Raw genomic sequence first — 26,469 nt, 5'->3', positions numbered from 1 at the left:
CATCCACCGTCCGGCTTCGTCTGGGATCACAGACATCGCGCCGTGGCTGCCCTGCGGCCATCTAGACGGTCGCGCTGCCGGGGACGACCAGCACCGGAACCGGCGAGTTCCGGACGATCTTGGAGGCGCTCGAGCCGAGGAACACCTGCGCGAGACGGTGGGTCGACGACGAGCCGACGACCAGGATGTCTCCGTCGGCCCAGTCCAGCGACGAGATGGCCGCGTTCCAGTAGGCCCCTTCGACGAGGCGGAGCTCCAGCCGATCGGCGGGGATGCCCCGGGTCGCCAGTTGGGCCGCGGCCTCCTCCTGGGCCGCCCGGGCCTGCGCCGTCCACCGGTCGACCACCTGCGTCTCGGTCGTGCTGAGCGCACTGGTCACCGGGCCGCGGGGTGGCGCCACCAGGAAGGTGACCAGGCGCAGCCGGACGGAGGCACGGTTGGCCAGGTCGGCGACGCGGGTGAGCAGCGACCAACTCGCGTCGTCGTCGCGGAACGCGACGGTGACCCGGGTGACCGGGCTCGTGGTGCGGTAGCCGCGCGGTGCGAGGGCCACCGGCACCGTTGAGGAGTGGACGAGCCGGTCGGTCTTGGAGGTCAGCCTGATCCGGCCGGGATCGGCGTCGCTCCCCGAGCCGACCACCAGCACGGACGCCTGCCGTTTCTCGGCCTGCTCCAGCAGGGTCTGGGGCACCGAGCGGCCGCTCACCCAGACGGCGCTGCCATCGGCGTGAGGATGACGGGCCAGGTCGGCCATCGCGGACGCGGTGCTGGCCTCGCCCTCCTCGGCCGCCCATTGCTCGAACTCGCGGTCGGTATCGCCGACGACGGGAGTTCCCCATCCGCGCGGCACGACCGACATCGCGACGATCGGCTCCGGCAGCGACGCGGCCAGCTGGCAGGCCAGCTCGATCGCGCTGCGGTCGTTGGTGTGCGGCCCGTAGCAGACGAGGTAGGTCACTTCGTCTCCCTACTGGCCAGCGCCGACGCGGCGAGTTCCTGCTCCGAGGGGCTGTGGTTCAACGTCGCGCGCCGGCGTCCGTAGAACCAGTAGTACGCCACGACGAGAAGGATCCAGCTGCCGAAGATCGCCCAGGTGATCGCCGCCAGGCCGCTGACGATGTACACGCACGCGGCGATCGACAGGATCGGGACCACCGGGTAGAGCGGCACCTTGAACGAGCGCTCCAGGTCCGGATGACGGCGCCGCAGCACGATGACCGAGACGGCGACGAAGCTGAACGCCATCAGGGTGCCGATCGAGACGGTGTCCCACAGGTAGTCCGACGGAACGAAGCCGGCGATCACCGCGACGATGAGCCCCACGACGACCGTGTTGTAGACCGGAGTCATCGTCCGCGGGTTGACGTCTAGGAAGCGCTTCGGGACGAAGCCGTCGCGTGCGATCGAGAACAGGATGCGGGTCTGGCCGTAGAGGCAGACCAGGGTGACCGAGAAGATCGAGATGACGGCACCGGCGGCGAGGATCGTTGACCAGACCGGCGTCCCGGTGACGTCCTGCAGGATCTTCGCCAGGCCCGCCTCGCCCGCGGCCTCGGTGCCGAAGAACTCCGCCGGCTTCGCGGCGAGCCCGGCGAGCGCCACCAGGATGTAGAACGAGGAGACGATGATCAGTGCCGCGATGATGGCACGAGGCAGCGCCTTTTGCGGGTCCTTGACCTCTTCGCCGGCGGTCGCCACGGCGTCCAGGCCGATGAAGGAGAAGAAGATGGTGCCGGCCGCTGCCGAGATGCCGCCCGCCTGCCCGAAGAAGTTGGAGAAGTGATCCGCGTTGAAGGCCGAGAAGCCGATGACGATGAACAGCGTGAGCACGCCCAGCTTGATCAGCACCATGGCCGCGTTGACCTTGGCCGACTCGGACGCGCCGCGAATCAGCAGCACCATGCACAGCAGCACCAGCACGATGGCCGGCAGGTTCACGATGCCGCCGGTGGGCTCGCCGTCGATTCCGGGAACGAACGAGGTCGAGAGTGCGGTCGGCAAGCTGAAGCCGAACAGATTGTGCAGCAGCTCGTTGAAGTATCCGCTCCAGCCGACGGCCACTGCCGAGGTCGACACCCCGTATTCGAGCAGCACGCACCCGGCGATGACGATCGCGGCCAGTTCGCCGAGCGCGTGATAGGTGTACGAATAGGTCGAGCCGCTCGCCGGGATCGCCGAGGAGAGTTCGGCGTAACACAGGGCGGACAATCCCGCGCAGATGGCGGCGAGGATGAACGAGATGATCACAGCCGGGCCCGCCTTGGGAATGGCGTGGCTCAGCACGAAAAAGATGCCCGTGCCGACGGTCGCGCCGACGCCGAACATGGTGAGTTGGAAGGTGGTGAGGGTGCGCGAAAGCTCCTCGCCGTGAGGATGCTCTGGTTCGAGGCTGATCGGTTTACGCCGCAGCAGTTGGGTTTTGAGTGAGCTCATGCACAGACTCCTTCGTGGTCGGCTCGTCGAGGCTGACGGGCGCGGTCAGTCTGGCATCGCCCTCTGGCTTGGGGAAAGGGTGTTTAAGCGCTGTTACATCGCTGTCATCCAGGTCCCCAGACAGGTGGATGAGGTATCGCTTCGTCAGGCGATCGCGTCCATCACGAACGGGCGTACCGGCATGCGTTCGGCCAGCTCGAACGGGCCGAGGGTTCGGCCGTCCTCGTCGGTGCAAATGCCCGCCATCACCTGGACCACGCTCCAACTGGCCAGCGGCCATTCCTGGCCGTCGGGCGCGCGGAAGGTGGTGGTGATGCCCGCGAAGCTGTCGAGGGATTCGCGCTGCTGCAGCGAGGTGAACATCCACGCGACACTGGCCAGGTCGATCCCCGGGCGAGGGTGGAGCCCGTAGGAGTGCAACGCGGCGGCGTACAGCGGGGCATAGAGCTCGCGGAGCGAGCGCATGCGCTCCTCGATCGCCGCCCGCACCGGCGGGTATTCCGGCCACAGGCATTGAATCGCCTCGGCGAGCTGCACCAGTTTGGGGCTGTTGGTGTAGGTGTAGCGGCGGTAGGCGAACGCGCGCACGAACTCGCCGAGGTTGCTCGTGGACGCCGTCATGAAGGTGGTGCGCAGGTCTTCCGGACGCGGAGCCGAGCGTCCGGGGCGCATCAGATAGGCGATCACGTCGGCGTACCAGTCGGTGGCGGTCGGCCAGCGGCGCAGCATCTGGTGCTGACTCATCCGCAGCACCGACTCGACGAAGGGCTGGTGGCCGAGTGCGCTGGACAGGATGCGCGGGGCGCCGTTCGGCCCGGACCCCTCGGTGAGCAGGTCGTCGGTGAGGCGTTCGGCGAGGTGGTGAACCGCCTCCGACAGCATGTACTGGGTCACCGGGTTGAGCGGGCCGTTGGCGCCGGTCCGCGAGGAGATCGAGGTGATCACCCCGCCGAGATCTTCGATGAGGATGTGCCCGCGCAGGCGCATCTCGCTACCGCCCCGATCCTGCACCCACACCGGCGATTTCTCGCCGGGGATCCCCTCGATGATGCGCTTCACGCGCACATCTTTGCACCTTGGAAGTGCTAGTACGAAGGATTGATACCTCACCGGTACACGAGGGGCCCGTTCGGCGTCCGGCTCGTCGGTGCGGGTTGCCGACTCAGCATTCGATGACGTTGACGGCCAGGCCGCCGAGGGCGGTTTCCTTGTATTTGGCCTTCATGTCCTGCCCGGTATCGCGCATGGTGCGGATCACGTTGTCGAGGCTGACGATGTGCGAACCGTCGCCGCGCAGCGCCGTCCGTGCCGCCGCCACCGCCTTCACCGAGGCGATCGCGTTGCGTTCGATGCAGGGAATCTGCACCAGACCGCCGATCGGATCGCAGGTGAGTCCCAGGTTGTGCTCCATGCCGATCTCGGCGGCGTTCTCGACCTGGGTAGGGGTGCCGCCGAGCACCGCGGCCATGCCGGCGGCCGCCATCGAACACGCCGAACCGACCTCGCCCTGGCAGCCGACCTCGGCGCCCGATATGGACGCCATATTCTTCACGATCATCCCGATCGCGGCCGCGGTGAGCAGGAACTTCACCACCCCGTCGGGGTTCGCGCCCGGCACGAAATGCCAGTAGTAATGCAGCACCGCCGGCACGATCCCGGCCGCACCGTTGGTCGGAGCGGTCACCACGCGCCCGCCCGCCGCGTTCTCCTCGTTCACGGCCAGGGCGTAGAAGGTGATCCAGTCCATGCCGCGCAACGGGTCGGTGGTGTCGCCCTCGGTGGTCAGCTTCGTGTACAGCGTGGGTGCGCGGCGCAGCACGCCCAGGCCGCCGGGCAGGCGTCCCTCGGTCGCGGCGCCGTTGCGGACGCATTCCTGCATCACCTCCCAGATCGTCAGCAGCCGCTCGTGCACCTCCTCGCGCGAGTAGCGGACCAGTTCGTTCTCCAGGGCGACACCGGCGATCGACAGCCCGGTGCGCGCGCAGATCTCCATCAGGTCGGACGCCGTGCGGAACGGGTAGGGCACCTCGACGCCGCTCTTCACCACCGGGTCGGACGCCTCGGCGTCCCCCGACACCACGAAGCCGCCGCCGACCGAGTAATAGACGGACTCCTCGATCAGGGCGCCGCCGGCATCCCAGGCGGTGAGCGTCATGCCGTTGGGGTGCACGGGCAACTCGATCGAGCCGTCGAGGACGAGGTCGGCGTCCGGATCGAACGCGATGGTGTGGCGGCCGGCGAGGGCGAGCGCATGGTCGCGGTGGGCGGCACGGACGACCCCGGCGACCGCGCGCGGGTCGACCGTCTCGGGCTGCTCACCGAGCAATCCCAAGATGACGGCGGTGTCGGTGCCGTGGCCGCGTCCGGTCGAACCGAGCGAGCCGTACAGGCCGGCGCGGACGCGTGCGACCTCCGGCAGCCGGTCGCCGAGTTCGTCCAGGAACATGCCGGCCGCCCGCATCGGGCCGACGGTGTGCGAGGACGACGGCCCGATGCCGATCGAGAACAGGTCGAACACGCTCAATGCCACCTGGCAAGGGTACGTGGGCGCGTCCCGGGTGTGGGGTGGACGGTGAAGCGGCGGCGTCCGGACGGTCGCTGCTAGCGTTCTGCTATGCGCGTGGTGGCAACGGGAGATGCACTGTTCGGCCGGGACGATCTGTGGTCGAGGATCGATCACGAGATGAGCGAGGTGCTCAACGAGTCGGAGTACGTGTTCACCAACGCGGAGTTCGTCGTGGCGTCGCGTGAGACGCCGGTGATGCCGGCCGGCTACACGCTGGGCGCGAACGACGCCGCGGTGCATGCGCTCGCGGCCGTCGGGGTCACCATCGCCTCGCTCGCCCACAACCACATCGGCGACTACGGTCCGGCCGGGGTCGTGCAGACCTTGGACGCCTTCGAGGCGAGCCCGATCGTCGCCGCCGGGATCGGGCGCAGTCTGGCGGCCGCGCGTGAAGCGGTCTTCTACGAAGGCCAAGACGGACGCCTCGGCGTCGTCGCCTGCTGCACCACCTGGGCCGAGGAGTATGCGGCCTCCGACGGTGGACGCCACAACGCGCCGCGTCCGGGGCTGAACCCGCTGCGCTGGAAGCTGTCCTATGAGGTGACGCCTGAGCAGTTCGACGCCCTGCGCGCGTTGGATGAGGCGCTCGGCACGGCGCCCGCGCACCGCGAGACGCTGCGGATCGAACGCAAGTTCGCCGGCGACGACTCCACCTTCACCTTCGGCCCGCTCGCGGGCGGGCTCACCGTGCACAAGGGCGATCGTGCGCGGCTGCGCTGGCAGGCCGACGAACAGGATCTCGCCGAGATCTGCCGCTCGATCCGGGACGCCGCCCGGCGCGCCGAGGCCGTCGTGGCGTCCATCCACACCCACGAGGGCGAGGACGACGGCTGGTACACCGACCTGCCCGCACGGTTCATCATCGATTCCGCGCACGCGATGATCGAGGCCGGCGCCCACGCGGTGCTGTGCCACGGGGGACACCTGATGCGCGGCGTCGAGTTCCACCAGGGGCGTCCGATCTTCTACGGGCTGCACAGCCTGTTCTTCGACCTGGAGTCCGGCGCCCGGATTCCCGAGGAGATGTTCACCCGCTACGGGCTGCCCGCGAACGCCTACCCCTCCGACCTGCACGGTATGCGCCGGCGCGATGAGGACGGTACCCCGGTCGGCTTCTATTCCGATGCGCGGTTCGAGCAGAGCATGGTGGTGCTGCTCGACATCGACCCGGTCACCGGTGCGGTGGCCGTCGAGGCCACGCCGATCCTGCTGAACATGAACGCCGCATTGCCCAGCCACCGCGGCATGCCGACGATCGCCAAGGGCGACGACGCGGTCGCGGTGCGCGACGCGCTGGCGCGGTTGAGCGCCCCGTTCGGCACGACGGTCGGCTGGGACGCCGAGCGCGGACGCCTCACATTCACAGGCTGAGGTCTCAGTGCGGGATTTTTGGTCGGTACTCGAACCACCATCCCGCACTGGGACGCGGGGGATCGAGGCGGGGCGAGCGAGCGTAGGGTGAATCGGTGCCCGCCGATCCCACGCCTGACAGCCCTGCGGTCGATGATGGGGCGAGTCAGCGCCGGACCGGGCTGATCACCGGTGCGGCGTCCTATCTGATCTGGGGATTCTTCCCGCTCTTCTTCACCGCATTGGCGCCGGCGACCCCGCTGGAGATCCTCGCCCACCGGATCGTCTGGTCGCTGGTGGCGGTCACGTTCGTGCTGGTGGCGTTGCGGCGTCCGTGGTCGTGGCTGCGCACGCTGCTCACCGGCGGACGCCTGCCACGGATCACGGCGGCGGCGCTGTTCATCGCCACCAACTGGCTGACCTACATCTGGGCGGTCAACAACGGCCACGTCGTGGAGGGCAGTCTCGGCTACTTCATCAACCCGCTGGTCAACATCGTGCTCGGGGTGGTGCTGTTCGGCGAGAAGATGACCCCCCGCGCGCGGGTCGGCGTCCTGTTTGCCCTGGCCGGAGTGGGTGTCATCGCCTGGGAACACTGGCAGGGACTATGGATCTCGCTGGTGCTCGCCCTGTCGTTCGGGCTGTACGGCGCGGTCAAGAAGGGCGGGCTCCTGCCCGGACTGGAGGGGCTGTTCGTCGAGTCGGCGGTGCTGATGCCGCTCGCGCTGCCGTTCCTGCTGTGGCTCGGCTGGCAGGGCACCGGCTTGTTCGGCGTGGACGCCCGCCTGACCGGCATGCTCGTGCTCGCGGGCGTGCTGACCGCGCTGCCGTTGTTCCTGTTCGCGGTCGCCGCCTCGCGACTGCCGTTCGGCGTGATCGGCGTCCTGCAATACCTCAACCCGACCCTGCAGTTCCTGCTCGGCATCACCGTCCTCGGTCAGCACGTCAACGCGTCCTATTGGGCGGGCCTCGTCCTGGTCTGGATCGGTTCGGTGATCTACCTCACCGGCGCGCTGCATCCCGGCCGGCGACGCCCGGCCTGACGAATCTGCGCGCCTCCTCTCGTCAACGCCGCTGATGCCCCTGGGCAGCGAGTAGCACAGGTGCTACTTTGGGTTGATGAAGAGCGTGGGATTGCGTGAACTGCGTCAGGAAGCCTCCGAACTCGTGCGCCAGGTTCAGCAGGGTGAGGAGATCACGATCACGGTCTCCGGGCGGCCGAGTGCGCGACTGGTCCCGATGCGTCCGGTTCAGTGGCGCCGGTGGTCCGATATCGCGGACCTGTTCGACGGTGCTCCTGACCCTGAGTGGGAAACGACGCGGGACCTGCTCGACGATGAGATCGACGATCCGTGGGAGCGAAAGTGAGTGAGGCTGTGCTCGCTCCCGAGCGCGCGATTCTCGATACCAGCGTGGTGATCGCCACGGATATCGAGCCGATTCCGGGCGTTCTCGCGATCAGCGCTGCCACGCTGGCTGAGTTGCAGTTCGGAGTGTTGGTTGCGCGGACGCCCGAGGTGCGCGCGGAGCGACTCCGCCGCCTCAGCATCCTGCAGCAGCGGTTTGATGCGCTGCCTATCGATGAGACCGTGGCGATCAGCTATGGGCAACTTGCCGCCGCGGTGGTGGCGACGGGTCGTCAGCCGCGACGCCGCGTCATGGATCTGCTGATCGCCGCCACCGCGCATGCGCATGGTGCCCGTCTCTACACCCGCAACCCCGCCGATTTCGAGGGTCTTGAGCACCTACTCGATGTCGCGGCACTGTAGGCGATGAAATGGGCTGCCACTTCGGGTGTTGAGGCGTCATCCCGATCGGGATTGACACTGAGCCGCAGGGTGGATTGACATCTAGCCGCGGTCGAGATTGACGATCAGCCGCACATCAGCGGCGCAGGCGGACGCCTCGTGGGACCTCGCGGAAGCCTGCGGCGAGCAACGCCGAGACGAACGGGTCCGGCGAGCCCAGGGATGCCGCACCGTTGACCTTCTCGACGCTCAGGCCGTCGAGGCGTCCGGTGCGGACCAGGCCGGCGAGTGCGGATGCGGCGCGGGCCAGGGCGTCGGGGTCGTTCGACCAGGTGAGGGCGGTGCGGCCGCCGCGTTCCAGCCAGACCACCGGCACCCCGGCATCCAGCACGATCAACGCGCCGGCTTTGCGTCCGGGCTTGTGATCCCCGGATTCGGGCCAGGCCAAGGCGGCGCCGTACGGGTTGGCCGGGTCGGACGCCGCCAGCACCACCGTTTCATTCCGGGCGGCGTCCGCTCCGGCACGCAGGCGGTCGATCGCGCCGACGGTGGCGAACTGGGCGGCGCCGAGGCCTTCGACGAAGTAGCCGCGGCGGAGGCGTCCGGCGTTCTCGGCGGCGCTGAAGACCGAATACACCCCGGCGAATCCGCCCGGAATGCCCTCGGACTGCACGCTGCCCCGGGTGACGACGCCGTAGCGGTCGAGCAGTACTTCGGCGGTCGCCAGCAGGGCTTCGGTGGGTTCGACGCTCAGCGACGGCAGCAGCGACCAGCGTCCGCCGGCCTCGCGCGGGGTGTCCATCCGGGGCATCCGCGGCAGCCGGGGGCGTCCGTGCCGGGTGCGTGGGCCGAGCGCGGGACGCGACCGGTGCGCGGTCGATCCGCCGGCCAGTTTGGCGCGTAAAGGGCCGAAAGTGTCGTTGGTGAGGTGCCCCTTCCAGGTCAGTGACCACAGCGCAACGGACGCCGCCAGCCCGGCCGGATCCCCCAGTTGAGCCGCGAGCGGACCGAAGAAGGACGCCCCACTGGCATGCAACGCGGCGAGGAGGGCGATCTCGGTCTCGCCCTCGGGATCGGCCAGCGGCGGCGACGCGAGCGCGATCAGGTCGGCCGGCCACAGCGAGATCCAGCCGTCGTTGCCGGCCAGCGAGCCGTGCCCGCGCCAGATCACCTCGCCGGCGGCGCACAACTCGTCGAGCATCGCCGGCGCGTAGTCGCGCACCCGCGCGGGCAGGATCATCGACTCCAGCGCCGAGGCCGGCACGACCGCCCCGGCCAACTGCTCGACCGCACGCAGCACCCCGTCGATGCCACGATGGACGCCTCCCACCCCTTGCCAGGCGGGCAGGAACGACGCGAAGCTCTCCGCCGGAACCGGTTCGACCTCGGCGCGCAGCGCCGCCACCGACCGGCGCCGGATGATCCGCAGCACCCCGGGATCGCAGAACTCGCGCCCGCTCCGGTCGGGGGTGAACTCGCCCTCGATCAGGCGCCCGTCGGCCACCAGCCGCTTCAGCCCGTCGCGCACCAGCGCCCGTCCGACGCCGAGCCATCCGGCGATCTCATCGATCGTGAATGGCACATGGGTGCGCGCATAGCGGGCGAGCAGATCCCCGAACGGGTCGGCGACCGGATCGGCGAACACCTGCGGCACTCCGGGCGGCAGTGCCACGCCGAGCGCGTCGCGGAGGCGTCCGGCGTCCTCAATCGCCGCCCAGCGTTCCCCGGCCGGGAAGATGCGCCGTGCCTCGGCGAGCGCCTGCACCTGTGCCGGGACGGCGTCCGGATCGGTGGCCCGCGCGGCCAATCCGGACACTGACAAGGGACCGAGGGTGCGCAGCAGGTCGGTGAGGTCGTCGGCGTCCCGGGCCCGGTAGGAGTCGGCGAGGTGCTGCAACTCGGCGTGCGTGCGCGCCAGTGCCGCCGGATCGAGCAGATCGCGCAGCGACAACCCGTCCGAGGTGCCGAGCAGTTCGGCGAGCAGATCCGGGTCGAGCGACAGCGCCGCGGCCCGCTTCTCGGCGAGCGGCTGGTCGCCCTCGTACAGGTATTGCGCGACGTAGCCGAACAGCAGACTGGACGCGAACGGGCTCGGCTTGCGGGTGGTCACCTCGACGACCTGCACCGACCGGGACCGGATCGCCCGCATCAACTCGATCAGCGCGGGCAGGTCGAAGACGTCTTGCAGGCACTCGCGCACCGCTTCCAGCACGATCGGGAACGCCGGATACCGGCTGGCCACCTCCAGCAGCGCCGCCGACCGCTGACGCTGCTGCCACAAGGCCTGACGCTTGCCCGGACGCCGGTTCGGCAAGAGCAGCGCCCGCGAGGCGCACTCGCGGAACCGCGACGCGAACAGCGCCGATCCGCCGATCTGCTCGGTGACCAGCGCAGCGACCTCCTCGGGATCGAGCAGCAGATGTTCCAGCAGCCCCTCCAGCGGATCGGACGAGCGCGCGCCCGGAACGCTGTCGCCCGCGGCGTCCGGGAAGAAACCGTCGCCCCACCCCATGTCGGGCAGGCGCAGCACGATGCCGTCGTCGGCGTGCATCGCCGACACCTCGACGCCGTAGCGCTCGCGCAGCTTCGCGGCGATCGCCAGCGCCCACGGCGCGTGCACCCGGCCGCCGTAGGGCGAATGGATCACCACCCGCCAATCGCCGAGCTCATCGGTGAATCGTTCGACGACCAGCTGCCGGTCGGTCGGCACCAGTCCGGTCGCCTCGCGCTGCTCGGTCAGGTAGGTGAGCAGGTTGGACGCCGCCAGGGCGTCCAGGCCGCCGTCGGCCAGGCGGGCGCGGGCGGCGTCCGGGGCCAGCGAGGACACCTCACGCACGAAGGAACCCAGGGCGGCGCCGAGCTCGGCCGGCCGCCCGATGGTGTCGCCCTTCCAGAACGGCAGCCGGCCGGGATGCCCGGGCGCGGGGGAGACCAGCACCTGGTCGTGGGTGATCTCCTCGATCCGCCAGGTGGAGGTGCCCAGCGTGATCACGTCGCCGGCGCGGGACTCGTACACCATCTCCTCGTCCAGTTCGCCGACCCGCCGCCCGGGACCGTCGCCGACGATGAACACCCCGAACAGCCCGCGATCGGGGATGGTGCCGCCCGAGGTGACCGCGACGCGCTGCGCGCCGCGGCGTCCGGTGAGCGTATTGGTGACCCGGTCCCAGGTCAGCCGGGGCCGGAGTTCGGCGAACTCCTCGGCCGGATAGCGGCCCGACAGCATGTCGAGCACCGCCTCCAGGACGCCGCGGGTGAGCGTCGCGAACGGGGCGGCGCGGCGGACGAGGGTTTCGAGTTCGTCGACGGTCCAGTCGTCGAGGGCCACCATGGCGACGATCTGCTGGGCGAGCACGTCGAGCGGATTCGCGGGCACGGCGAGCGCCTCGATCGCGCCGGTGCGCATCCGTTCCACGATCACGCTGGTGGCGACCAGGTCGCCGCGATACTTCGGGAAGAACACCCCGCGCGAGACCGCGCCCACCTGGTGCCCGGCGCGGCCCACCCGCTGCAAGCCGGACGCCACCGACGGCGGCGCCTCCACCTGCACGACCAGGTCGACCGCACCCATGTCGATGCCGAGTTCGAGCGAACTGGTCGCCACCACGGCCGGCAGCAGGCCGGCCTTGAGCGCCTCTTCGGTTTCGGCGCGCTGCTCGCGCGACACCGACCCGTGATGGGCGCGCGCCACCATGCTGGGGCCGTCCACTCCCGCCGTGTACCAACTCGACCCGTACCCGGTCGAATGCGCCGGCGGCGCCATCCCCCGGGCCTTGCCACGCGGATCAGTACCGGTGCGGCGCTCTTCGGCGATCTCGTTCAACCGCGACGTCAGTGTCTCGGCCAGCCGCCGCGAGTTCGCGAACACCAGTGTCGAGGAGTGCTCCGTCACCAGATCGACGATCCGCTCCTCGACGTGCGGCCAGATAGACGGCTTCGATGCCGGGGCGGACGCGGTGCCATCCGTGGCGGAAGCGCCGGCCTTCGCGGTACTCGCGGCGCGCGTGGACGCTCCCGTACCGTTCGCGTCCGGCGCGGCGGCGTCGGCATCGAGCGTGGTCAGCACGTGATCGCCCGCCCACGGAACAGCCGATCCGGACGCCGTGGGTGCGGACACCGGACCGCCGAGGGAAGCCATGTCCTCCACCGGCACGACCACCTCGAGCTGCCAGCGCTTCTGTGCCGGCGGTGCGACCGTGGTGACCGGACGCCCACCGGCCAGGAACCGGGCCACCTCGTCGAGCGGGCGCACCGTCGCCGACAAGCCGATCCGTTGTGCGGGAGCGGGCAGCAAGGCGTCCAGTCGTTCGAGGGTGAGGGCCAGGTGCGCGCCGCGCTTGGTGCCGGCCACGGCATGCACCTCATCGAGGATGACCGTGCGCACCGAGGTCAGCGCCTCGCGCGCCTGCGAGGTGAGCAGCAGATACAGCGACTCGGGCGTGGTGATCAAGATGTCGTCGGGGGTGCGCGCGAACCGGCGTCGCTCATCGGCGGGCGTGTCGCCCGAGCGGACGCCCACGCTCACCTCGGGCCGTGGCAATCCCAGCCGCGCCGCCGCGTGCCCGATGCCGACCAGGGGTGAACGCAGGTTGCGTTCGACGTCGACCGCGAGCGCTTTGAGTGGGGACACGTACAGCACCCGGCAGCGCTCCAGGGCCTCGGTGGGAGCCGGTTCGGCGGCCAGCCGGTCGATCGCCCACAGGAAGGCCGCGAGGGTCTTACCCGACCCGGTCGGCGCGACGACCAGCGTGTGCTGCCCCGCGCTGATGGACGCCCAGGCGCCCTCCTGCGCCGCGGTGGGCGCGCGGAAGCTGCTGGAGAACCACGCCCGTGTGGCGGGCGAGAATCGCTCCAGCGCGGAGGCGTCCGGCTGTTCGTTCATCACCGCCCACTCTGCCACTGAGCTCTGACAATGTGGGCATGGGTGGGGAGGGGATGCTTCCACGGGGGAAACGTGAACGCCAACGATTGTGGAGAGTTAGGGACGTCCACGTCTGAGAACCGGCTGGGCAATGGGCCGAAGGTATGACTACTATCCTCCTTAGGAGCGGCTGATTGATTCATGACGCCGGTCTCATCGATTGTCCTGTATCGGCACGATGTGGGCGCGTTGATTCGAAACCTGTCGGGGGGCTGGTGACGACCGCGAACTGCGTACCGTACGGCAGGCCTATTGATGAGAATGACCGCTGGGGGATGTGCTCAGGTGACGTCTGGAAGCCAGGCGTCACCTGAGCATGTTAACGGCCTTGTCGCTCCTCAATCCCTGAGAAGTCCGCGGGCATCCGGCGTCGGACCGCTGCGCACCAGGCCCCACGCGGGCGTGAACGCCTGCGCGACCGCGCGCCGTCCGGCGATCGCTTGAGGGTAGTGATCGGGGTACTCGTGCCGGTGCGGACGGCCCTCGGGCGTCCTCGCGCCGCAGTGGGGGCATGCGTTCACCAGCGGCGTCCGTTCATGCGCACGCAGGCGGCCAACAGAATCTCAGCGTTTTTCGTGAGATTAATGTGAGGATATTCGCCGCAGCGCGACACTTCCCGGACCGCCGCCATGAATACCGCGCAGCGCGCGGGATGGTCGAGGGAGTCGAACGGGTCGTTGATGACCGGGACCGCTCCGCCCGCCTCGGCATAACCCGCAGTGAATGCCGACCAACTCGGGTCGTCCAGCAGGCCGGCGGCCCACAATCCTGCTGGGCGGCCCAGATCCCAGGATGCGTCCCCGACGCCGAGCGTGCGCGCGTCGCGGAACAACCAGGCCGGGGTGCCGGGCAGGCGCCCGATCGTGCTGAGCATCAGGCGGCCGTGCACGAGCGTCTTGCGTCCGATCGGCGGCCAGGTGCGCAACAGCGTGCGGCCGAGTTCGCGCAGGATGTCGGTCGATCCGCCGGGGTGGAACGTGTCGGCGCGGGCCAGTGCAGCCTCGACCGCTGCGCGTCCGCCGTGCTCGGGCAGCGGGACCACCTCGGCGCGCGGGATCGCCTGCAGGCGTGCGACCAGTCCGCCGATCTCGCGCCATGGAATCGGGTTGGCGTCCTGGGCCAGCTCGGTGCGGGGCTCGAGCGAGAACAGCCGCCCGTCCGGGGCGCGCATCGGCGTCGCCGACAGCGGTGCGGCGAACAGCGCCCGGACCGGGTCGGTGGACGCGGCCCGTAGTCGTGCGGCGACATCGTCGGTGCGGACGCCCACAGCATGCTTGAGCAGCACGACATCGTCGACCACATGGCTGTCCATGGCTGAACTTTAGGGGTGCGCGGCGTACCGCGTAACCCGGGCTGCCCGGTTATCACCAGGAACGCGCCCTCGATCTACAGGCTGAGGCCGCTGATCTACAGCCCGGTGCCGGTTGCCCTCACGTTATCCACAGGTGCATCCACAGCTGGGGAGAACTACAGGTGTGTAACTCCCGCCGGTCGCCGTCATCGCCGTTTGCCACCGCGGATCTTCATGTCCTCCAGGCAGGTGAGGCTGATATCGATGATCCGCCCCTGCAGGCCACGGTCGCGCATCCCGGCCTCGGCAAGCTCGTGGGCTTCCATCTCGGCGGCGACATCGGCGTCGGCGGGACTGTCCTCATCGATGTGCAGCAGGTAGCGGAACTGGTAGCCGACCAGCACCGGCGTGTAGAGGAAGGTGCCCTGAGGGGTGTAGCTCGCGGCGAACATGTCGTGCTCGTCCTGCTCGGCAAGCAGCTGCTTCCGCTGATCATCGCTGAGGTTCTCGAACCGTCCTTTGACCAGGATGCGGTAGGTGCGCGTCATGCTGGCCCCTCTTCGCGTGTGGCGGCGGTGAACAGCGCCGCGATCTCCGCGGCCAGCGCGCCCGCGTCGGCCCCCGGGTCGCGCAGCAAGGCGGCTGTGTTGTCCAGCACGGTGCGTAGCGCGAACGCCATCGTCGTGGTGTCGAAGGCGCGCATCTCGCCGTGACACTGGCCCTCCTCGAACAGGGCGATCAAGTCGCCGAGGGCGGCCATCGCGCGCTCGCGGTAGTGCTGCGGGTCGACGCGTCCTCGATGCCCGAACACGGCGATCAGGGCGCCCGCGGCGTCCGGGTTCTGAGCGCAGTAGTCAAGAAAAGTGTGGATATATGCCGTCAGTCGTTCCCCGCTGGGAAGGGGTGATGTGAGTGTCTGCTGAAGTTGGGGAGTGAGTTCATCCGCCACGGTCGCGGCCACCGCCGCGGCCAGTTCGTCCTTGCTGGTGTAGTTGCCATGCACGGCGCCCCTGCTGAATCCGGCGTGCTCGGCGACGGCATTGAGCGACGTCGCGCCGACTCCCTGTCGTGCGAACAGCGTGATCGCGGATGCCACCAGGCGTGCGCGGGTTGTCTGCTGGCTTTCCTTGCGCGTCAGTCTGGTCGCGGGTTCGGCTGGCGTTCTCACCTGGTCAATATACATCGAAGTATCTGAATACTGTTCTGTATCTGAAATCTGGAGTGGGTGCTGCTGAGCGGTGGGTGGGTAGTGTGGACCGGTGGCGACGAGCATGGGCGGAATCCTGAGGCGGTACGGGCCCATGGTGTACCTCCCCTCGCTGGTGTTCTCGGTCGGCGAGGGCGCGATGATTCCGCTGATCCCCGTGATCGCGACCCAGCGCGGCGCCGACATTCCGACCGCGGCGCTGATTGCATCCATCCTCATCGTCGGCTCGCTGGTCGGCAATGTGCCCGCCGGGTGGCTGGTCGGACGCCTCGGCGAACGCGCCACCATGGTGATCGCGGGATCGGTCGCCCTGATCGGGGCCGTCGCCTGCGCCCTCTTGCCCGGACTCGCCTGGCTCACCGCGTCCGTGTTCGTGATCGGCCTGGCCGCGGCGGCGTTCGCCCTGGCCAGACATGCATTCATGGCCACCTGGGTGCCGATCGCGTTCCGCGCCCGTGCGCTGTCGCTGCTGGGCGGATCGACCCGGTTCGGCATGTTCACCGGACCGTTCGTCGCCGCAGGACTGCTCGCGCTGTTCGGCAGCGCGGACGCGTCCGTGTGGTTCTTCGCCGCGCTGATGGTGGTGCTCATCCCGTTGGTGTTGTTCGGAAGCGATCCCGAAGAGCGCGCTCGTGCCGAGTCGGACCCCTCATCCGGCGTCCGGCAGGCGGCGTCGCCGGAGGCGTCCGGCACCTCGTCAACGACCTCACCGGGCGGACGATCCGACGGCGTCCTCGCCTCGGCCTGGCGGGCGCGGGAAGTGCTGATGCGGCTCGGCCTGGCCTGCATGATGCTGGCGTCGGTGCGCGCCGCGCGGCAGGTGGTGCTGCCGTTGTGGGGAGTCTCGATCGCGATGGGCACCTCCGACATCGCGCTCGTCGTCGGGTTGTCGGGCGCGGTCGACTTCGCGCTGTTCTACGCTAGCGGCCAGGTGATGGATCGTTTCGGACGTCTGTGGGCGGCCCTGCCTGCGATGGTGCTGATGGGGTCGGGGTTCCTCGCGCTGTCGTTCACCCACGACGTGCCCGGAGGGCACGCCTGGTTCACCGCGTTCGCCGCCCTGCTCGGGCTGGGCAACGGGCTGTCGAGCGGCATCCTGATGACCGTCGGCGCCGACCTCTCCCCGGCCGGATCGACCGCCTCGTTCCTCGGTGCCTGGCGGCTGCTCACCGACACCGGCTCCGCGATCGCGCCGGTGATGGTGAGCGTCGTCGCGGCAGCCGTCTCGCTACCCCTGGCCACCGGCCTGGTCGGCGTCCTCGGTCTGGCCGGCGCTGCAGGACTGCTGCGCTGGGGTCCTCGCTACCTGCCGTCACGCCGCAAGCTCGCCGAGATGCGCGCGTGAGCGCCGAGGCGTCCGGCAGGGCATGAATGCAACATCGTGGTGAATAGACGCACCACGTTTTTACAATGACCGGCGCGCCGGACTGGAAGCAGCCAGCGGCTACACCGCGCCGTGCTTGGCGATGCAGAACTGGTTGCCCTGAGGGTCGGCGAGGGTGATCCAGCGGAAGTTCTCATCGCCACGGTCGCCGACCACGGTCGCGCCGGAGGCCACCAACTCGTCGCGGGCGGCGTCCAGGTCGTCGACGATCAAGTCGAGGTGGATGCGGTTCTTGCCCGGGGTCGGATCCTCGACCTGCTGGATGGCCAGCATCGGTGTGGAGCCGATCATCAGGAACCAGCCCTCGTTTTCCTCCACGATCGGCGCGCCGAGGCGTTCGGCCCACCATGCTGCCAGTGGCCGCGCGTCGGAGGAATCGATCGTGATCATGCCGATAGCGAGTGTCATGTCCTGAGCATAGGGACGCCCTTGGCGCCTGCCTACCCTTGCGGCGGACGCATGTGAAGCGGGCCGCCGAGAGCGTCCGTTGTGATGCCGACACGTTCTCCGCGTTCATCTCCTGCGCCCGCCGGCAGGTCAGCCGGCGTCGCGGGCTTGGGCGAGCGCGGCATCCAGCATCGGTTCGGTCAGGCGTCCGGTGAAGGTGTTGTGCTGACTGGGGTGGTAGCTGCCCACCAGCGTGACCGTCCTTCCGTCGGGCAGTGTGAGAAGCGCCTCGGCGCCATGCCCGAAACGCGGCTTCGGCCGCGGAACACCCCAGCCGAGGCGGCGTACCGCCGCCAACGCGACGTCCCAGCCAAAACCACCCAGCGCGAGGATCGCCCGTAGCCGGGGCGCACTCAAGGCGAGGTCGCGGTCGAGCCAGGCGCTGCAGGTGTGCTTCTCCTCGACGGTCGGCTTGTTCTCGGGAGGCGCGCAGCGCACCGGTGCGACGAGCCGGACGCCGGACAGTGCCAGCCCATCGCCGGCATGCGTCGCCGTCGGCTGATTGGCCATGCCCGTGCGGTGCATCGACGCGAACAACCAGTCGCCCGACTTGTCACCGGTGAACATGCGCCCGGTGCGGTTGGCGCCGTTGGCGGCGGGCGCGAGCCCGATCACCAGCACGGTCGCCTCGGGATCACCGAACGACGGCACCGGACGCCCCCAATACGGCTGATCGGCGAACGATGCCCGGCGCCCCGTGGTGGCGACCTCCTCACGCCAAGCCACCAGGCGCGGACAGGCGCGGCACACCGAGACCCGGGCATCCAGTTCGGCGGGAGTGGTCGCGCCAGACGCGAGGGCGAGCACCTCGCTCGCCGAATGAGCGACGGGCGTCGATGCCGTCGCGGGATCGCCGGGCCAGCCGGTCCCCGGCGGAACCGGGGAGGAGAACAGGTCCCCGGTCAGCGGATGCTGATCCTTCATCGATCGAGCATACGACGATCCGCGGGACGTCGCCGGGGCCGGTCCTGGGAGCCGTCGTGGGCCGACCTGCCATGATCGGGCCCAGAGTCGGAGCCGTTGCGAGCTGGCCTGCCGTGATCGGTCCAGGAATGGAGCGGTTCAAGCGATCCGCGGTGATCGGGCTAAGAAATTGTCGGTTTCAGAGCCGTGGCTGGCTCGTTTCGCCGCTTGGGCCAAGGTGTGGTCGGTATGCGGTCCGAACGGGGGCTTTATGACGACAACAACGTAGCCCTAGCGTGAAATCACGCCGGAGACCCGCGTTATTCCGACCATATCTTGGTCCGATGCGCCGAGCGCGTGCGGCCACGGACACCCGCGCAGCCCCGATCGCAAGAAGGTGTGTCTGTCACCTGGATCTCGCGTCCGTCATGCGAGGTTCTGCACAACTCGAAGCTCGACGCCTTGGGCGTGATCTGGATCTTGCGTCCGTTGTACGCATGGAGCCCGTAGTCACCTGCGTGAGGTCTTGTGCCGGGGGTGTGTCGTCGCGAGCGCATGCCAGGTGCTGGCCGTGACCACCACGCCGAGAGTCCCGACGGCCGCGAGAGTGAGCGCCGTCGCGGACAGGCCTGCCGCGGCACCGAGTGAGCCGGCGATGGGGTAGGTGAATAGGTAGCAGGCGTGGGACAGCGAGAACTGGGCGGCGAACACGGCGGGCCGGTTGGTCTCGTCCGAGTTGCGCCGCAGCAGGCGCGCCGACGGGGTGAGAACGCCCGAGGTTGCCGCGCCGAGCAAAGTCCACAGGGCCAGGAGCATCCACCACTGTGCGGTGCCGTCCGCCCACCATGACACGGTGCTGCCCGCTGACCCCTGCGTGGTGCCGCCTGCCCAGCGGATCACGGCGCCATCGCCCCACCCGATGACCCCGGCCGCGACTCCCAGCAGGACGGGCAGCGCTGCACCGCACAGCAGCATGACGCCCCGGTCGGACCGTGACTCGAGCAACCGTGGAAGACCGAGCGCCACCACCATCGAACCGGTGCCGTAGCCGGCCAGCAGCACCGCGACATCCGGTTGGGGCCGCCCGAGTTCGCCTTGAACGAGGACGACCGTGTTGATGATCACCATCGCCGTCGCGCTCGCCACCACCAGGTTCAGGCCGATCAGCCCACGCAGTTCGGGCCGCGCCGCAAAGATCCGGACGCCGCAGGTGAGCCGTTCGAAGAACCGTGCCCGTGCCGACTGCGCGTCCTTCAGCAACCGGGCGTCCGGGGATGAGGAGCCGTGTCCGTGCCGGCGGGGTGTTCCCGGCAGTCGTGACCACCCCACCAGCAGTGCTGAACCCAGGAAGCCGACCACCGTGCCGGCGAACAGGTCGTGGTAGCTGAGCACCGTCAGCAGTACAGCCGCGATCATCGGGCTGACCAGGGATTCCAGGTCGTAGGCAAGCCGTGACAGCGACAGGGCGCGCGTGTAGTCGTCCTCGTCGGGCAGCACCGACGGGATCACGGCCTGGAAGGTGGGCGTGAACGTCGCCGACGCCGACTGGAGCAGGAAGATCAGCACGTAGATCTGCCACGCCTGGGTCACGAACGGCAGGCTGACCGCGACCGCCGCGCGCAGTAGGTCGGACGCGATGAGCACCGGTGTGCGGGGTAGCCGTGCGGTGAGGGCGGTCGTCACGGGCGCGACGGCCACGTAGGCGACCATCTTGATCGTCATCGCCAGCCCGAGCACGACGCCGGCATCGCCGCTGGCGATGTCGAAGGCGAGCAGACCGAGCGCAATGGTGAGCAGACCCGTGCCGAGCAGAGCGACGATCTGCGCCCCGAACAGCCGAGCGTAGACCGGGTTGCGCAGAACGGTGATCATGACCGGATCTCCGCGGGGACTACGGCTGGGGTGCGCGGTGATGCGGCGGGATCTGCCCGTTCGCGACCGCATGCTCGGCCTGTTTGACGGCTTCGATCACCAGCGCGAGCGCGTGCTCGTCGCTGAGACGGTAGAGCACGCTGGTGCCCTCCTGCCGGGTGGTGACCATGCGTGCCATCCGCAGCCGGGCCAGGTGCTGGGAGACTCCCGATGGCTTCTTGCCGACGATCTCCGCGAGCGCGTTGACCGGCAACTCGCCTGCGCGCTTGAGGGCGAGCACGATCCTGATCCGAGTCCGGTCCGACAGTAGCGCCAGAACCTCGGCCGCCAGGTCGATGTATTCCGGCGACGGATCGAACTCACCAACGTTAGTATCCGCGTGCATACGCGGATACTAACAGAGTGGACGCCTACTGAGCTGGCGTCTGGTGGGATGGCGTGCGCTGAGGTGGTGTCGGCGTTCCTCGCGCGCACGAGTTGCACCCTTGCCGACGAGATTTCGTGCGCAAGGGTGCAACTCGTGCGCAAGAGCGGGGTGAACATCAAAGTGGCGTCTGACTCGTGCGCGACGGTGCAACTCGTGCGCGCGGCCGGGGCGCCGCGGTAGCCGTGATGGAGTGGCGAACACGCCGGATCAGGCGAGCAAGGCAGCGCCCAAGGCTCCGACGGCCTGTCCGGACGGCAGGGTGATGATGCGGTGGTCGAGTGCCAGCGAGGCCACGAATGCGGACGCCGCGGCTTGAGCCCGCAACAACGCGCGGGTCTCGTCGACCAATCCCGGTGCGACGTGGATCACGCCGCCGGTGAGCACCACGACGGGGGAGCCGAGCGCGAGCACCGAGACCTGCACGGCCGCAGCGATCCCGGTGCAGATCCGGTGTACCTCCTCGCGGGCCGCCGGATGGCCGGCCCGGGCGGCGTCCACCAAGGTGGGCAGCGCCACGCCGGGCACTCCCGCCAGTCGTGCCGAGATCCCGCCGCCGCCCGCGAACGCCTCGATGCAGCCGCGCTGGCCGCATCCGCACCAGGGCCCGGCCGGGTCGATCGGCAGATGCCCGACCTCGCCGGCCTCGTTGCCGGGGCCGCGGACGAGGCGTCCGTCGACGATGGCAGCGGCGGCGACGCCGGTGCCGATGTTGACCAGGGCGAGGTCGTCCTCGCCGAGCAGCTGGCGGGCGCCCAGTGCGGCGGCTTTCACGTCGTTCTCCACGCGTACGGGGACGCCCCAGGCCCGGCTGAGCCGCGCGCCCAGCGGCAGGTGATCGATCTCCAGGTTGACCGCGGAGCGCACCTCGCCGGTGGCGGCATCCACCAGCCCGGGAATCCCGACTCCCGCCGACCCGATCTCGACCCCGGCGGCGTCGAGGCAGGCGAGCGCGACCCGCATGCAGGTGGCGAAGACGCCGGCGGGGCCTGTCTCGGTGGGGGCCACCTGGTCGGCCAGCACCGATCCGTCCGGCGCCAGGATGACGCCGTGGGTTTTGCTGCCGCCCACGTCGAGTCCGAGCCGGAAGCCAGGACCGCCGGGCGAATCGTCCCCCGCGTGGGCGGGGTGAGCCGGCGTCCGGTGCCGGTCGTGTCGTCCCGCGTGCAGGCAACCCGAGCCGGGACCGATCGCCGTCATGACATCCCCCGCGCGAGCAGGCCGAGCACCGTGAGCGCGGTCGCGCGCCCGGCGCCGAAGGTGGCGACATCGGCGAGCGCCCCATCGCCGATGTCGGGCCAGCCCAGGTCGACGATCACCGCATCCGGACGCCGTGCGCGCACGAACGCACAGGCCGCGGCAAGGAACTCCACCCGATGCAGATCCCGCCCTTGCACGACCAGGGGCCGCTCGGGGTGGGATGCCAGCAGCTGGCCGAGCGCGTCGAGGTCGGACGCCGTCGCGCACGTCGCACCCGGCAGCGTCGCCGCCACTTCTCCGGCGAGATGCTCGCCGATCCCCCACGGCACCGCACCGGCGGCCATGTTGTCGGCCGAGGCCAGCCGCACGATCACGGGTGCCACCAGGGGCGGGAGCGGGCGCCGCGTCCAGAACGCTGCGGCGTCCACCGGCACCGGACGCCGCAGCGCGGCCACTCCTGCCGAGAGTGAGGCGACGCGTCCGGCCGCCTGGTAGATGCGCGCCTCGCTGAGCCGGCCGTCGCGGAGGGCGTCCAGCACATGGCGGCGAATGGAGGCCAGCAGTACCGCGCTGGACCGGGTGCCCAGGCAGAGCAGGTCGACTCCGGCGGCGAGCGCGAGGACGGCCGCCTCAGGGATGCCGCGCTCAGCGCTGACCCCCTTCATGTCGAGGGCGTCGGAGATGATCGCCCCTTCGAAGCCCAGTTCGTCGCGCAGCACTGTCAGGCCCGGCCGGGACAGGGTCATCGGCATGATCGGGTCGAGGACGGGCACCAGCAGATGCGAAGTCATCACGGTCAGGCTGCCGGCCGCCACCGCGGCCCGGAACGGCGCGAGTTCGCGCGCGTGCAGTTCCTCGAGTGAGGCCCCCACCACAGGCAGTTCGTGGTGGGAGTCGGCGGTGGTGTCGCCGTGCCCGGGAAAGTGCTTGGCGGACGCCGCCACGCCGGCCCCTTGCAGGCCCCGGATGTAGGCGCCCACATGCCGGGCGACCAGCGCCGGATCGGCCCCGAAGCTGCGCACCCCGATCACCGCATTGTGCGGATTGGAGTTCACATCGGCGACGGGCGCCAGGTTGAGATCGACCCCGGCCAGGCGCAATTCGATGCCGATGGCGCGCCCGACGCGTTCGGTGGCGCCGGTCTCATCGAGGCGTCCCAGATAGGCCGCCGACGGGTGCGGGGAGCCGTCGCGGTGGTGCAACCGGGTGACGTCGCCGCCCTCCTCGTCGATCGCGATCACGGTCGCGGGGCGGGCGGCGTGGATCGCGCCGGTGAGCGCGGCCAGTTGGGCACGGTCGGTGACGTTGCTGCCGAACAGGCACACCGAGCCGAGCCCGGCGCCCAGCTGGTCGGCGAGCCATCCGGGCAATTCGGGCCCGGTGAATCCGGGCATCAGGGTGGCGTTGATGGCGGTGGCCAGATCGGGGGTGTTCATCAGCCCTTCACCGCCCCCGCGACCAGGCCCGAGGTGAGGCGTCCCTGCACGATGAGGAAGAACACGATCACCGGCACGGCGACCAGGGTGGAGGCCGCCATCACCTGGCCCCAGTCGGTTTCGCGGGCGGCGCTGGATTGCAGGAAGCCGCGCAACCACAGCGGCAGCGTCCGGTATTGCTCCGATTGCAGGATCACCAGCGCGACGGTGAACTCGTTCCAGGCTTGCAGGAACGCATACACCCCGGACGCCACCAGGCCGGGCGCCAGCAGCGGCAGGGTGATCCGGAAGAAGGCCTGGGTGCGGCTGAGGCCGTCCACCATGGCGGCCTCTTCGAGGTCGGCGGGGACGCCGGCGACGAAGCCGCGCAGCATCCACACCGTGAACGGCACCACGGCGGCCACGTACAGGATCGAGACGCCGATCACCGAGTTGAGCAGGTTCAGCGAGCTCAGCATCTTGTATTGCGCGATGAACAGTCCCTCGGCCGGCAGCATCTGGATGAACAGCACCGCCAGCACGAACGAGGTGCGCCCGCGGAACTTGAAGCGGCTGATCGCGAGTGCGGCCATGAAGGCGAACAGCAGGCAGAACGCCACCGAGGTGAGCGTGACGGCCAGGCTCATCCCGAGCGCGGGCCAGAAGTTGCCGTGGGCGAGGACGCCGGCGAAGTTCTCCAGCGAGCCGCCCGCCGGCCAGAATCGCGGTGTGGTCGAGGTGAGGGTCACGTTCGGCAGCAGGGACGAGTTCAGCATCCAGTAGACCGGGAACGCCCAGACCAGCGCGACGGCGATGGCGACGAAGGACGCCAGCACCCGGGCGGGCCGGACGCGGCGGCGAGTGCGGGCGGTGCGGGGACGGGCGGTGGCGACGGTCATCAGGAATCCTCCTTGATCAGTTGCCTCACGTAGAACGAGCTGAGCACGATGGTGAGCGCGAGCACGAACACCGACAGCGCCGAGGCCATCCCGAAGTCGGAGGAGCCCACGCCGACCCGGTAGATGTAGGTGCCGAGCAGGTCGGTGGAGGAGATGGGGGCGTCGGCGTCCTGCAGCATCTTGATCTGGGCGAAGACGCGCAGGTCCCAGATGATCTGCAGCAGCATGACGATCATCAGCACCGGCCGGATCATCGGCACGGTGATCCAGATGAACCGCCCCACGCCGCCCGCGCCGTCCAGTTGGGCGGCCTCGATGACCTCCTCGGAGATCTGGGTGAGGCCCGCGTAGACCGAGAACGCGACGAACGGCACCGACATCCACACCACGATGATGGTGGCGACCAGGTAGAAGCTGAGCGGTTCGGCGAGCCAGTTGTGGTGGGTGAAACCGAAGCCTGCGCTGGTCAGCAGCCAGTTGATCACGCCGCGGCGCCAGTCGAACAGCCAGATCCACACCGTCATGGCGGCGATCACCGGCATCGCCCAGGCGAGCAGCAGCGCGATCTGCAGGATCAGGCGCGGCGCGGCCGGCACCACCTTCATCAGCAGCGCGAGCAGGACGCCCACCACCACGGTGATCGCCGCGTTGACCAGGCAGAACACCAGCGAGCGCAGCACCACCGACCACACGGCCGGATCGGTGAACAGGCGGGCGTAGTTGGCCGGGCCGACGAACACGGGCGGCTGCCCGAACTGCTGGGCCAGCCCGTAGGTGTGCACCGACGTCACGAACTGCCAGCCCACCGGGTAGGCCAGCGCGACCAGCAGGATGCCGATCGCGGGGGCGATGAGCAGGTAGGGCGCGATCGGCTGGCGCCGCTTTGCGGGCGGGGCGGACGCCGCGCGCGGTGGGGCGGATGCGGTCATGCGTGGACGCCTTCCGGAAAGTGAAGGCGGGCTTGCCGGGTGCGGAGCCGGCAAGCCCGCCAGATCGGGTGGGGGACCAGTGACTAACGCTGGCCGTTGAGCAGCGGCGTGAAGATCGCGTCGTACTCGGCGGTGAGGGCGGTCAGGTCGGCTCCGTCGGCCACCTTGGCGAAGAACTCCTCCAGCTTGCCGGAGGCTTCGACGCCGGCCCATCCGACGGCGGCCGGGGTCAGCTTCGAGTTGGACGCCGACTCGATCAGCGTCTTCGCGAACTGGTCATCGCCCAGGCTCGAGGTGTAATCGGAGTTGGCCGGGCCGAGGCCGTTCTCACCGATCATCTTCTGGTACTCGGGGCTGAAGATGATCCGCAGCAGTGCGCGGGCACCTTCCTGGTTCTTCGATGCCTTCGAGATGCCGATGTTGGATCCGCCGGCGAAGACCGGGCCGGCTTGCCGTCCTCACCGGGCAGCGCGTAGACGCCGAACACGTCGTCGTTCCAGACCCGGGCCGGCTTGCCGTCCTTGGTGGTCAGGTCGCCGATCGAGGAGTGCGCCCATCCCGGCGCCATGATCGAGGCGGCGGCCAGGCTGGTGGAACCGGTGACGTTCTTGTTGTCGTCCACGATGGAGTCGGAGTCGTTGATGTACAGCCACGGCGTCTGATCCTTGGCGGTGCTCGGGGCGTTCGAGGCCGACTTCTGGATCTCCTGCAGCTGCTGCAGGCCCTTGATCGTGTTCGGGTCCGACAGGGTCGACTTCCAGCTGCCGCCCTCCTTCTTGGCAAGCTCGCCGCCGTTGGCGAAGATCCACGAGATGCCGTTGCGCCAATCCTGGCCACCGATGAAGAAACCGGAGAAGTCGGCGATGTTGCGCGGGTTCTTCTCGGCGATCGTCGTGACGGTCTGGTTGAACTCAGTGAGCGTCTTCGGGACGCTGACACCGGCCTCGGTGTAGATGTCCTTGCGGTAGAACACGTAGCGGGAGCCGAAGTAGTACGGCAACGTGTAGTTCTTGCCGTCCACCTTGCCGACGTCGACGAAGGACTGCAGCAGCTTGTCGCCGCCCAGTTCGGTGTACAGATCGCTGATGTCGCTGAACGCGCCCACGTTGGTGAAGGTGGGCGACTGCGTATTGCCCAGCTCGACCACGTCGGGGGTGTTGTTGGCGTCCGGCAGGGCGGTGGTCAGCGAGTCCACCAGCGATCCCCAGGCCTGCTGCTCGATGGTGAGCGTGCCGCCGGTCTTCTCGGTGTAGGTCTTCTTCAGGTAGTCGCGCAGGGCGTCCGGGGTGTCGCCCCCGGCCAGCCACAGTTTGATGTTCTGGCCCTTGGGCTCGCCGGGAGCCGAAGGTGAGGCCGCGCCGCCGCCGGTGGTGCAGGCGGTGAGCGCGAGGGCGGTGGCGCTGGTGAACGCGATCGCCGACAGCAGCTTCTTCATCGGGACTTTCCTTTCAATGTGGGACAACGGTGGCCTACGGTCTGG

The 26,469-nt window shown here is 69.3% G+C and carries 23 protein-coding genes; 5 read left to right on the top strand and 18 right to left on the bottom strand.

Annotated elements, in window-relative coordinates:
- Nucleotides 1-61: 61 nt before the first annotated feature.
- The 4 genes from QM708_RS07830 to QM708_RS07815 form a co-directional block, all read right to left on the bottom strand.
- Nucleotides 62-958, bottom strand: coding sequence for a universal stress protein (locus tag QM708_RS07830; RefSeq protein WP_415106368.1), 897 nt, complete (start codon nucleotides 956-958; stop codon nucleotides 62-64).
- On the bottom strand, nucleotides 955-2,433 hold the full coding sequence (locus tag QM708_RS07825) for an APC family permease (RefSeq protein ID WP_415106366.1): 1,479 nt from the start codon (nucleotides 2,431-2,433) through the stop codon (nucleotides 955-957). The genes QM708_RS07830 and QM708_RS07825 overlap by 4 nt, the downstream gene beginning before the upstream one ends.
- A 144-nt stretch (nucleotides 2,434-2,577) precedes the next feature.
- The gene (locus QM708_RS07820; protein ID WP_415106363.1) at nucleotides 2,578-3,492 is read right to left on the bottom strand and encodes a hypothetical protein; all 915 of its coding nucleotides are present in this window, start codon (nucleotides 3,490-3,492) and stop codon (nucleotides 2,578-2,580) included.
- 103 nt (nucleotides 3,493-3,595) lie between these two features.
- On the bottom strand, nucleotides 3,596-4,963 hold the full coding sequence (locus tag QM708_RS07815; protein ID WP_415106360.1) for an L-serine ammonia-lyase: 1,368 nt from the start codon (nucleotides 4,961-4,963) through the stop codon (nucleotides 3,596-3,598).
- 93 nt (nucleotides 4,964-5,056) lie between these two features.
- Here QM708_RS07815 and QM708_RS07810 point away from each other — a divergent pair, with 93 nt between their 5' ends.
- From QM708_RS07810 to QM708_RS07795, 4 genes are all read left to right on the top strand, one after another.
- Nucleotides 5,057-6,370, top strand: a complete 1,314-nt coding sequence (locus QM708_RS07810; protein ID WP_415106357.1) for a CapA family protein — start codon at nucleotides 5,057-5,059, stop codon at nucleotides 6,368-6,370.
- Nucleotides 6,371-6,465: 95 nt separating this feature from the next.
- The gene (rarD, locus tag QM708_RS07805) at nucleotides 6,466-7,392 is read left to right on the top strand and encodes an EamA family transporter RarD (protein ID WP_415106354.1); all 927 of its coding nucleotides are present in this window, start codon (nucleotides 6,466-6,468) and stop codon (nucleotides 7,390-7,392) included.
- Between the two features lie 76 nt (nucleotides 7,393-7,468).
- On the top strand, nucleotides 7,469-7,717 hold the full coding sequence (locus QM708_RS07800; protein ID WP_415106351.1) for a type II toxin-antitoxin system Phd/YefM family antitoxin: 249 nt from the start codon (nucleotides 7,469-7,471) through the stop codon (nucleotides 7,715-7,717).
- On the top strand, nucleotides 7,714-8,118 hold the full coding sequence (locus QM708_RS07795) for a type II toxin-antitoxin system VapC family toxin (RefSeq protein WP_415106348.1): 405 nt from the start codon (nucleotides 7,714-7,716) through the stop codon (nucleotides 8,116-8,118). Before QM708_RS07800 ends, QM708_RS07795 begins: the two co-directional genes overlap by 4 nt.
- A 115-nt stretch (nucleotides 8,119-8,233) precedes the next feature.
- Here QM708_RS07795 and QM708_RS07790 read toward each other — a convergent pair whose 3' ends face one another.
- The 4 genes from QM708_RS07790 to QM708_RS07775 all read right to left on the bottom strand — a co-directional run bounded on the left by QM708_RS07790 (nucleotide 8,234) and on the right by QM708_RS07775 (nucleotide 15,582).
- Nucleotides 8,234-12,979, bottom strand: a complete 4,746-nt coding sequence (locus QM708_RS07790) for a DEAD/DEAH box helicase (RefSeq protein WP_415106345.1) — start codon at nucleotides 12,977-12,979, stop codon at nucleotides 8,234-8,236.
- A 556-nt stretch (nucleotides 12,980-13,535) separates the two neighbouring features.
- Nucleotides 13,536-14,330 (bottom strand): hypothetical protein, encoded by a 795-nt coding sequence (locus tag QM708_RS07785; protein WP_415106342.1) that lies wholly within the window; start codon nucleotides 14,328-14,330, stop codon nucleotides 13,536-13,538.
- 185 nt (nucleotides 14,331-14,515) lie between these two features.
- Nucleotides 14,516-14,857 carry a DUF6204 family protein gene (locus tag QM708_RS07780; RefSeq protein WP_415106339.1) on the bottom strand — a complete coding sequence of 114 codons (342 nt, stop codon included), beginning with the start codon at nucleotides 14,855-14,857 and terminating at the stop codon, nucleotides 14,516-14,518.
- Nucleotides 14,854-15,582, bottom strand: a complete 729-nt coding sequence (locus QM708_RS07775) for a TetR/AcrR family transcriptional regulator (RefSeq protein WP_415106336.1) — start codon at nucleotides 15,580-15,582, stop codon at nucleotides 14,854-14,856. The genes QM708_RS07780 and QM708_RS07775 overlap by 4 nt, the downstream gene beginning before the upstream one ends.
- A gap of 28 nt (nucleotides 15,583-15,610) precedes the next feature.
- On the opposite strand from QM708_RS07775, the gene QM708_RS07770 reads away from it, so the two are divergent.
- Nucleotides 15,611-16,861 (top strand): MFS transporter, encoded by a 1,251-nt coding sequence (locus tag QM708_RS07770; protein WP_415106333.1) that lies wholly within the window; start codon nucleotides 15,611-15,613, stop codon nucleotides 16,859-16,861.
- Between the two features lie 99 nt (nucleotides 16,862-16,960).
- Here QM708_RS07770 and QM708_RS07765 read toward each other — a convergent pair whose 3' ends face one another.
- The 10 genes from QM708_RS07765 to QM708_RS07720 all read right to left on the bottom strand — a co-directional run bounded on the left by QM708_RS07765 (nucleotide 16,961) and on the right by QM708_RS07720 (nucleotide 26,424).
- On the bottom strand, nucleotides 16,961-17,308 hold the full coding sequence (locus tag QM708_RS07765) for a VOC family protein (RefSeq protein WP_415106330.1): 348 nt from the start codon (nucleotides 17,306-17,308) through the stop codon (nucleotides 16,961-16,963).
- A 129-nt stretch (nucleotides 17,309-17,437) separates the two neighbouring features.
- Nucleotides 17,438-18,271, bottom strand: a complete 834-nt coding sequence (locus QM708_RS07760; protein WP_415106327.1) for a uracil-DNA glycosylase — start codon at nucleotides 18,269-18,271, stop codon at nucleotides 17,438-17,440.
- 489 nt (nucleotides 18,272-18,760) lie between these two features.
- Nucleotides 18,761-20,122, bottom strand: a complete 1,362-nt coding sequence (locus tag QM708_RS07755) for an MFS transporter (protein WP_415106324.1) — start codon at nucleotides 20,120-20,122, stop codon at nucleotides 18,761-18,763.
- 19 nt (nucleotides 20,123-20,141) lie between these two features.
- Complete coding sequence (locus QM708_RS07750; protein WP_415106322.1) at nucleotides 20,142-20,507, bottom strand: ArsR/SmtB family transcription factor; 366 nt, start codon at nucleotides 20,505-20,507, stop codon at nucleotides 20,142-20,144.
- Between the two features lie 249 nt (nucleotides 20,508-20,756).
- Nucleotides 20,757-21,746, bottom strand: a complete 990-nt coding sequence (locus QM708_RS07745) for an ROK family protein (RefSeq protein WP_415106319.1) — start codon at nucleotides 21,744-21,746, stop codon at nucleotides 20,757-20,759.
- Nucleotides 21,743-23,182, bottom strand: coding sequence for a glycoside hydrolase family 3 protein (locus QM708_RS07740; RefSeq protein ID WP_415106316.1), 1,440 nt, complete (start codon nucleotides 23,180-23,182; stop codon nucleotides 21,743-21,745). Before QM708_RS07740 ends, QM708_RS07745 begins: the two co-directional genes overlap by 4 nt.
- Nucleotides 23,182-24,060 (bottom strand): carbohydrate ABC transporter permease, encoded by an 879-nt coding sequence (locus QM708_RS07735; protein WP_415106313.1) that lies wholly within the window; start codon nucleotides 24,058-24,060, stop codon nucleotides 23,182-23,184. The genes QM708_RS07740 and QM708_RS07735 overlap by 1 nt, the downstream gene beginning before the upstream one ends.
- Nucleotides 24,060-24,989: a carbohydrate ABC transporter permease gene (locus QM708_RS07730; RefSeq protein ID WP_415106310.1), complete on the bottom strand. Its 930-nt coding sequence runs from the start codon at nucleotides 24,987-24,989 to the stop codon at nucleotides 24,060-24,062. Before QM708_RS07730 ends, QM708_RS07735 begins: the two co-directional genes overlap by 1 nt.
- 83 nt (nucleotides 24,990-25,072) lie before the next feature.
- Nucleotides 25,073-25,327, bottom strand: a complete 255-nt coding sequence (locus QM708_RS07725) for a hypothetical protein (protein ID WP_415106307.1) — start codon at nucleotides 25,325-25,327, stop codon at nucleotides 25,073-25,075.
- Nucleotides 25,324-26,424: an extracellular solute-binding protein gene (locus QM708_RS07720; protein ID WP_415106304.1), complete on the bottom strand. Its 1,101-nt coding sequence runs from the start codon at nucleotides 26,422-26,424 to the stop codon at nucleotides 25,324-25,326. Before QM708_RS07720 ends, QM708_RS07725 begins: the two co-directional genes overlap by 4 nt.
- Nucleotides 26,425-26,469: the final 45 nt, after the last annotated feature.

Origin of the sequence: Propioniciclava sp., assembly GCF_047602245.1 — a bacterium.
Classification (GTDB): domain Bacteria; phylum Actinomycetota; class Actinomycetes; order Propionibacteriales; family Propionibacteriaceae; genus Propioniciclava.
This window is presented reverse-complemented; position numbering and strand designations above follow the sequence as displayed.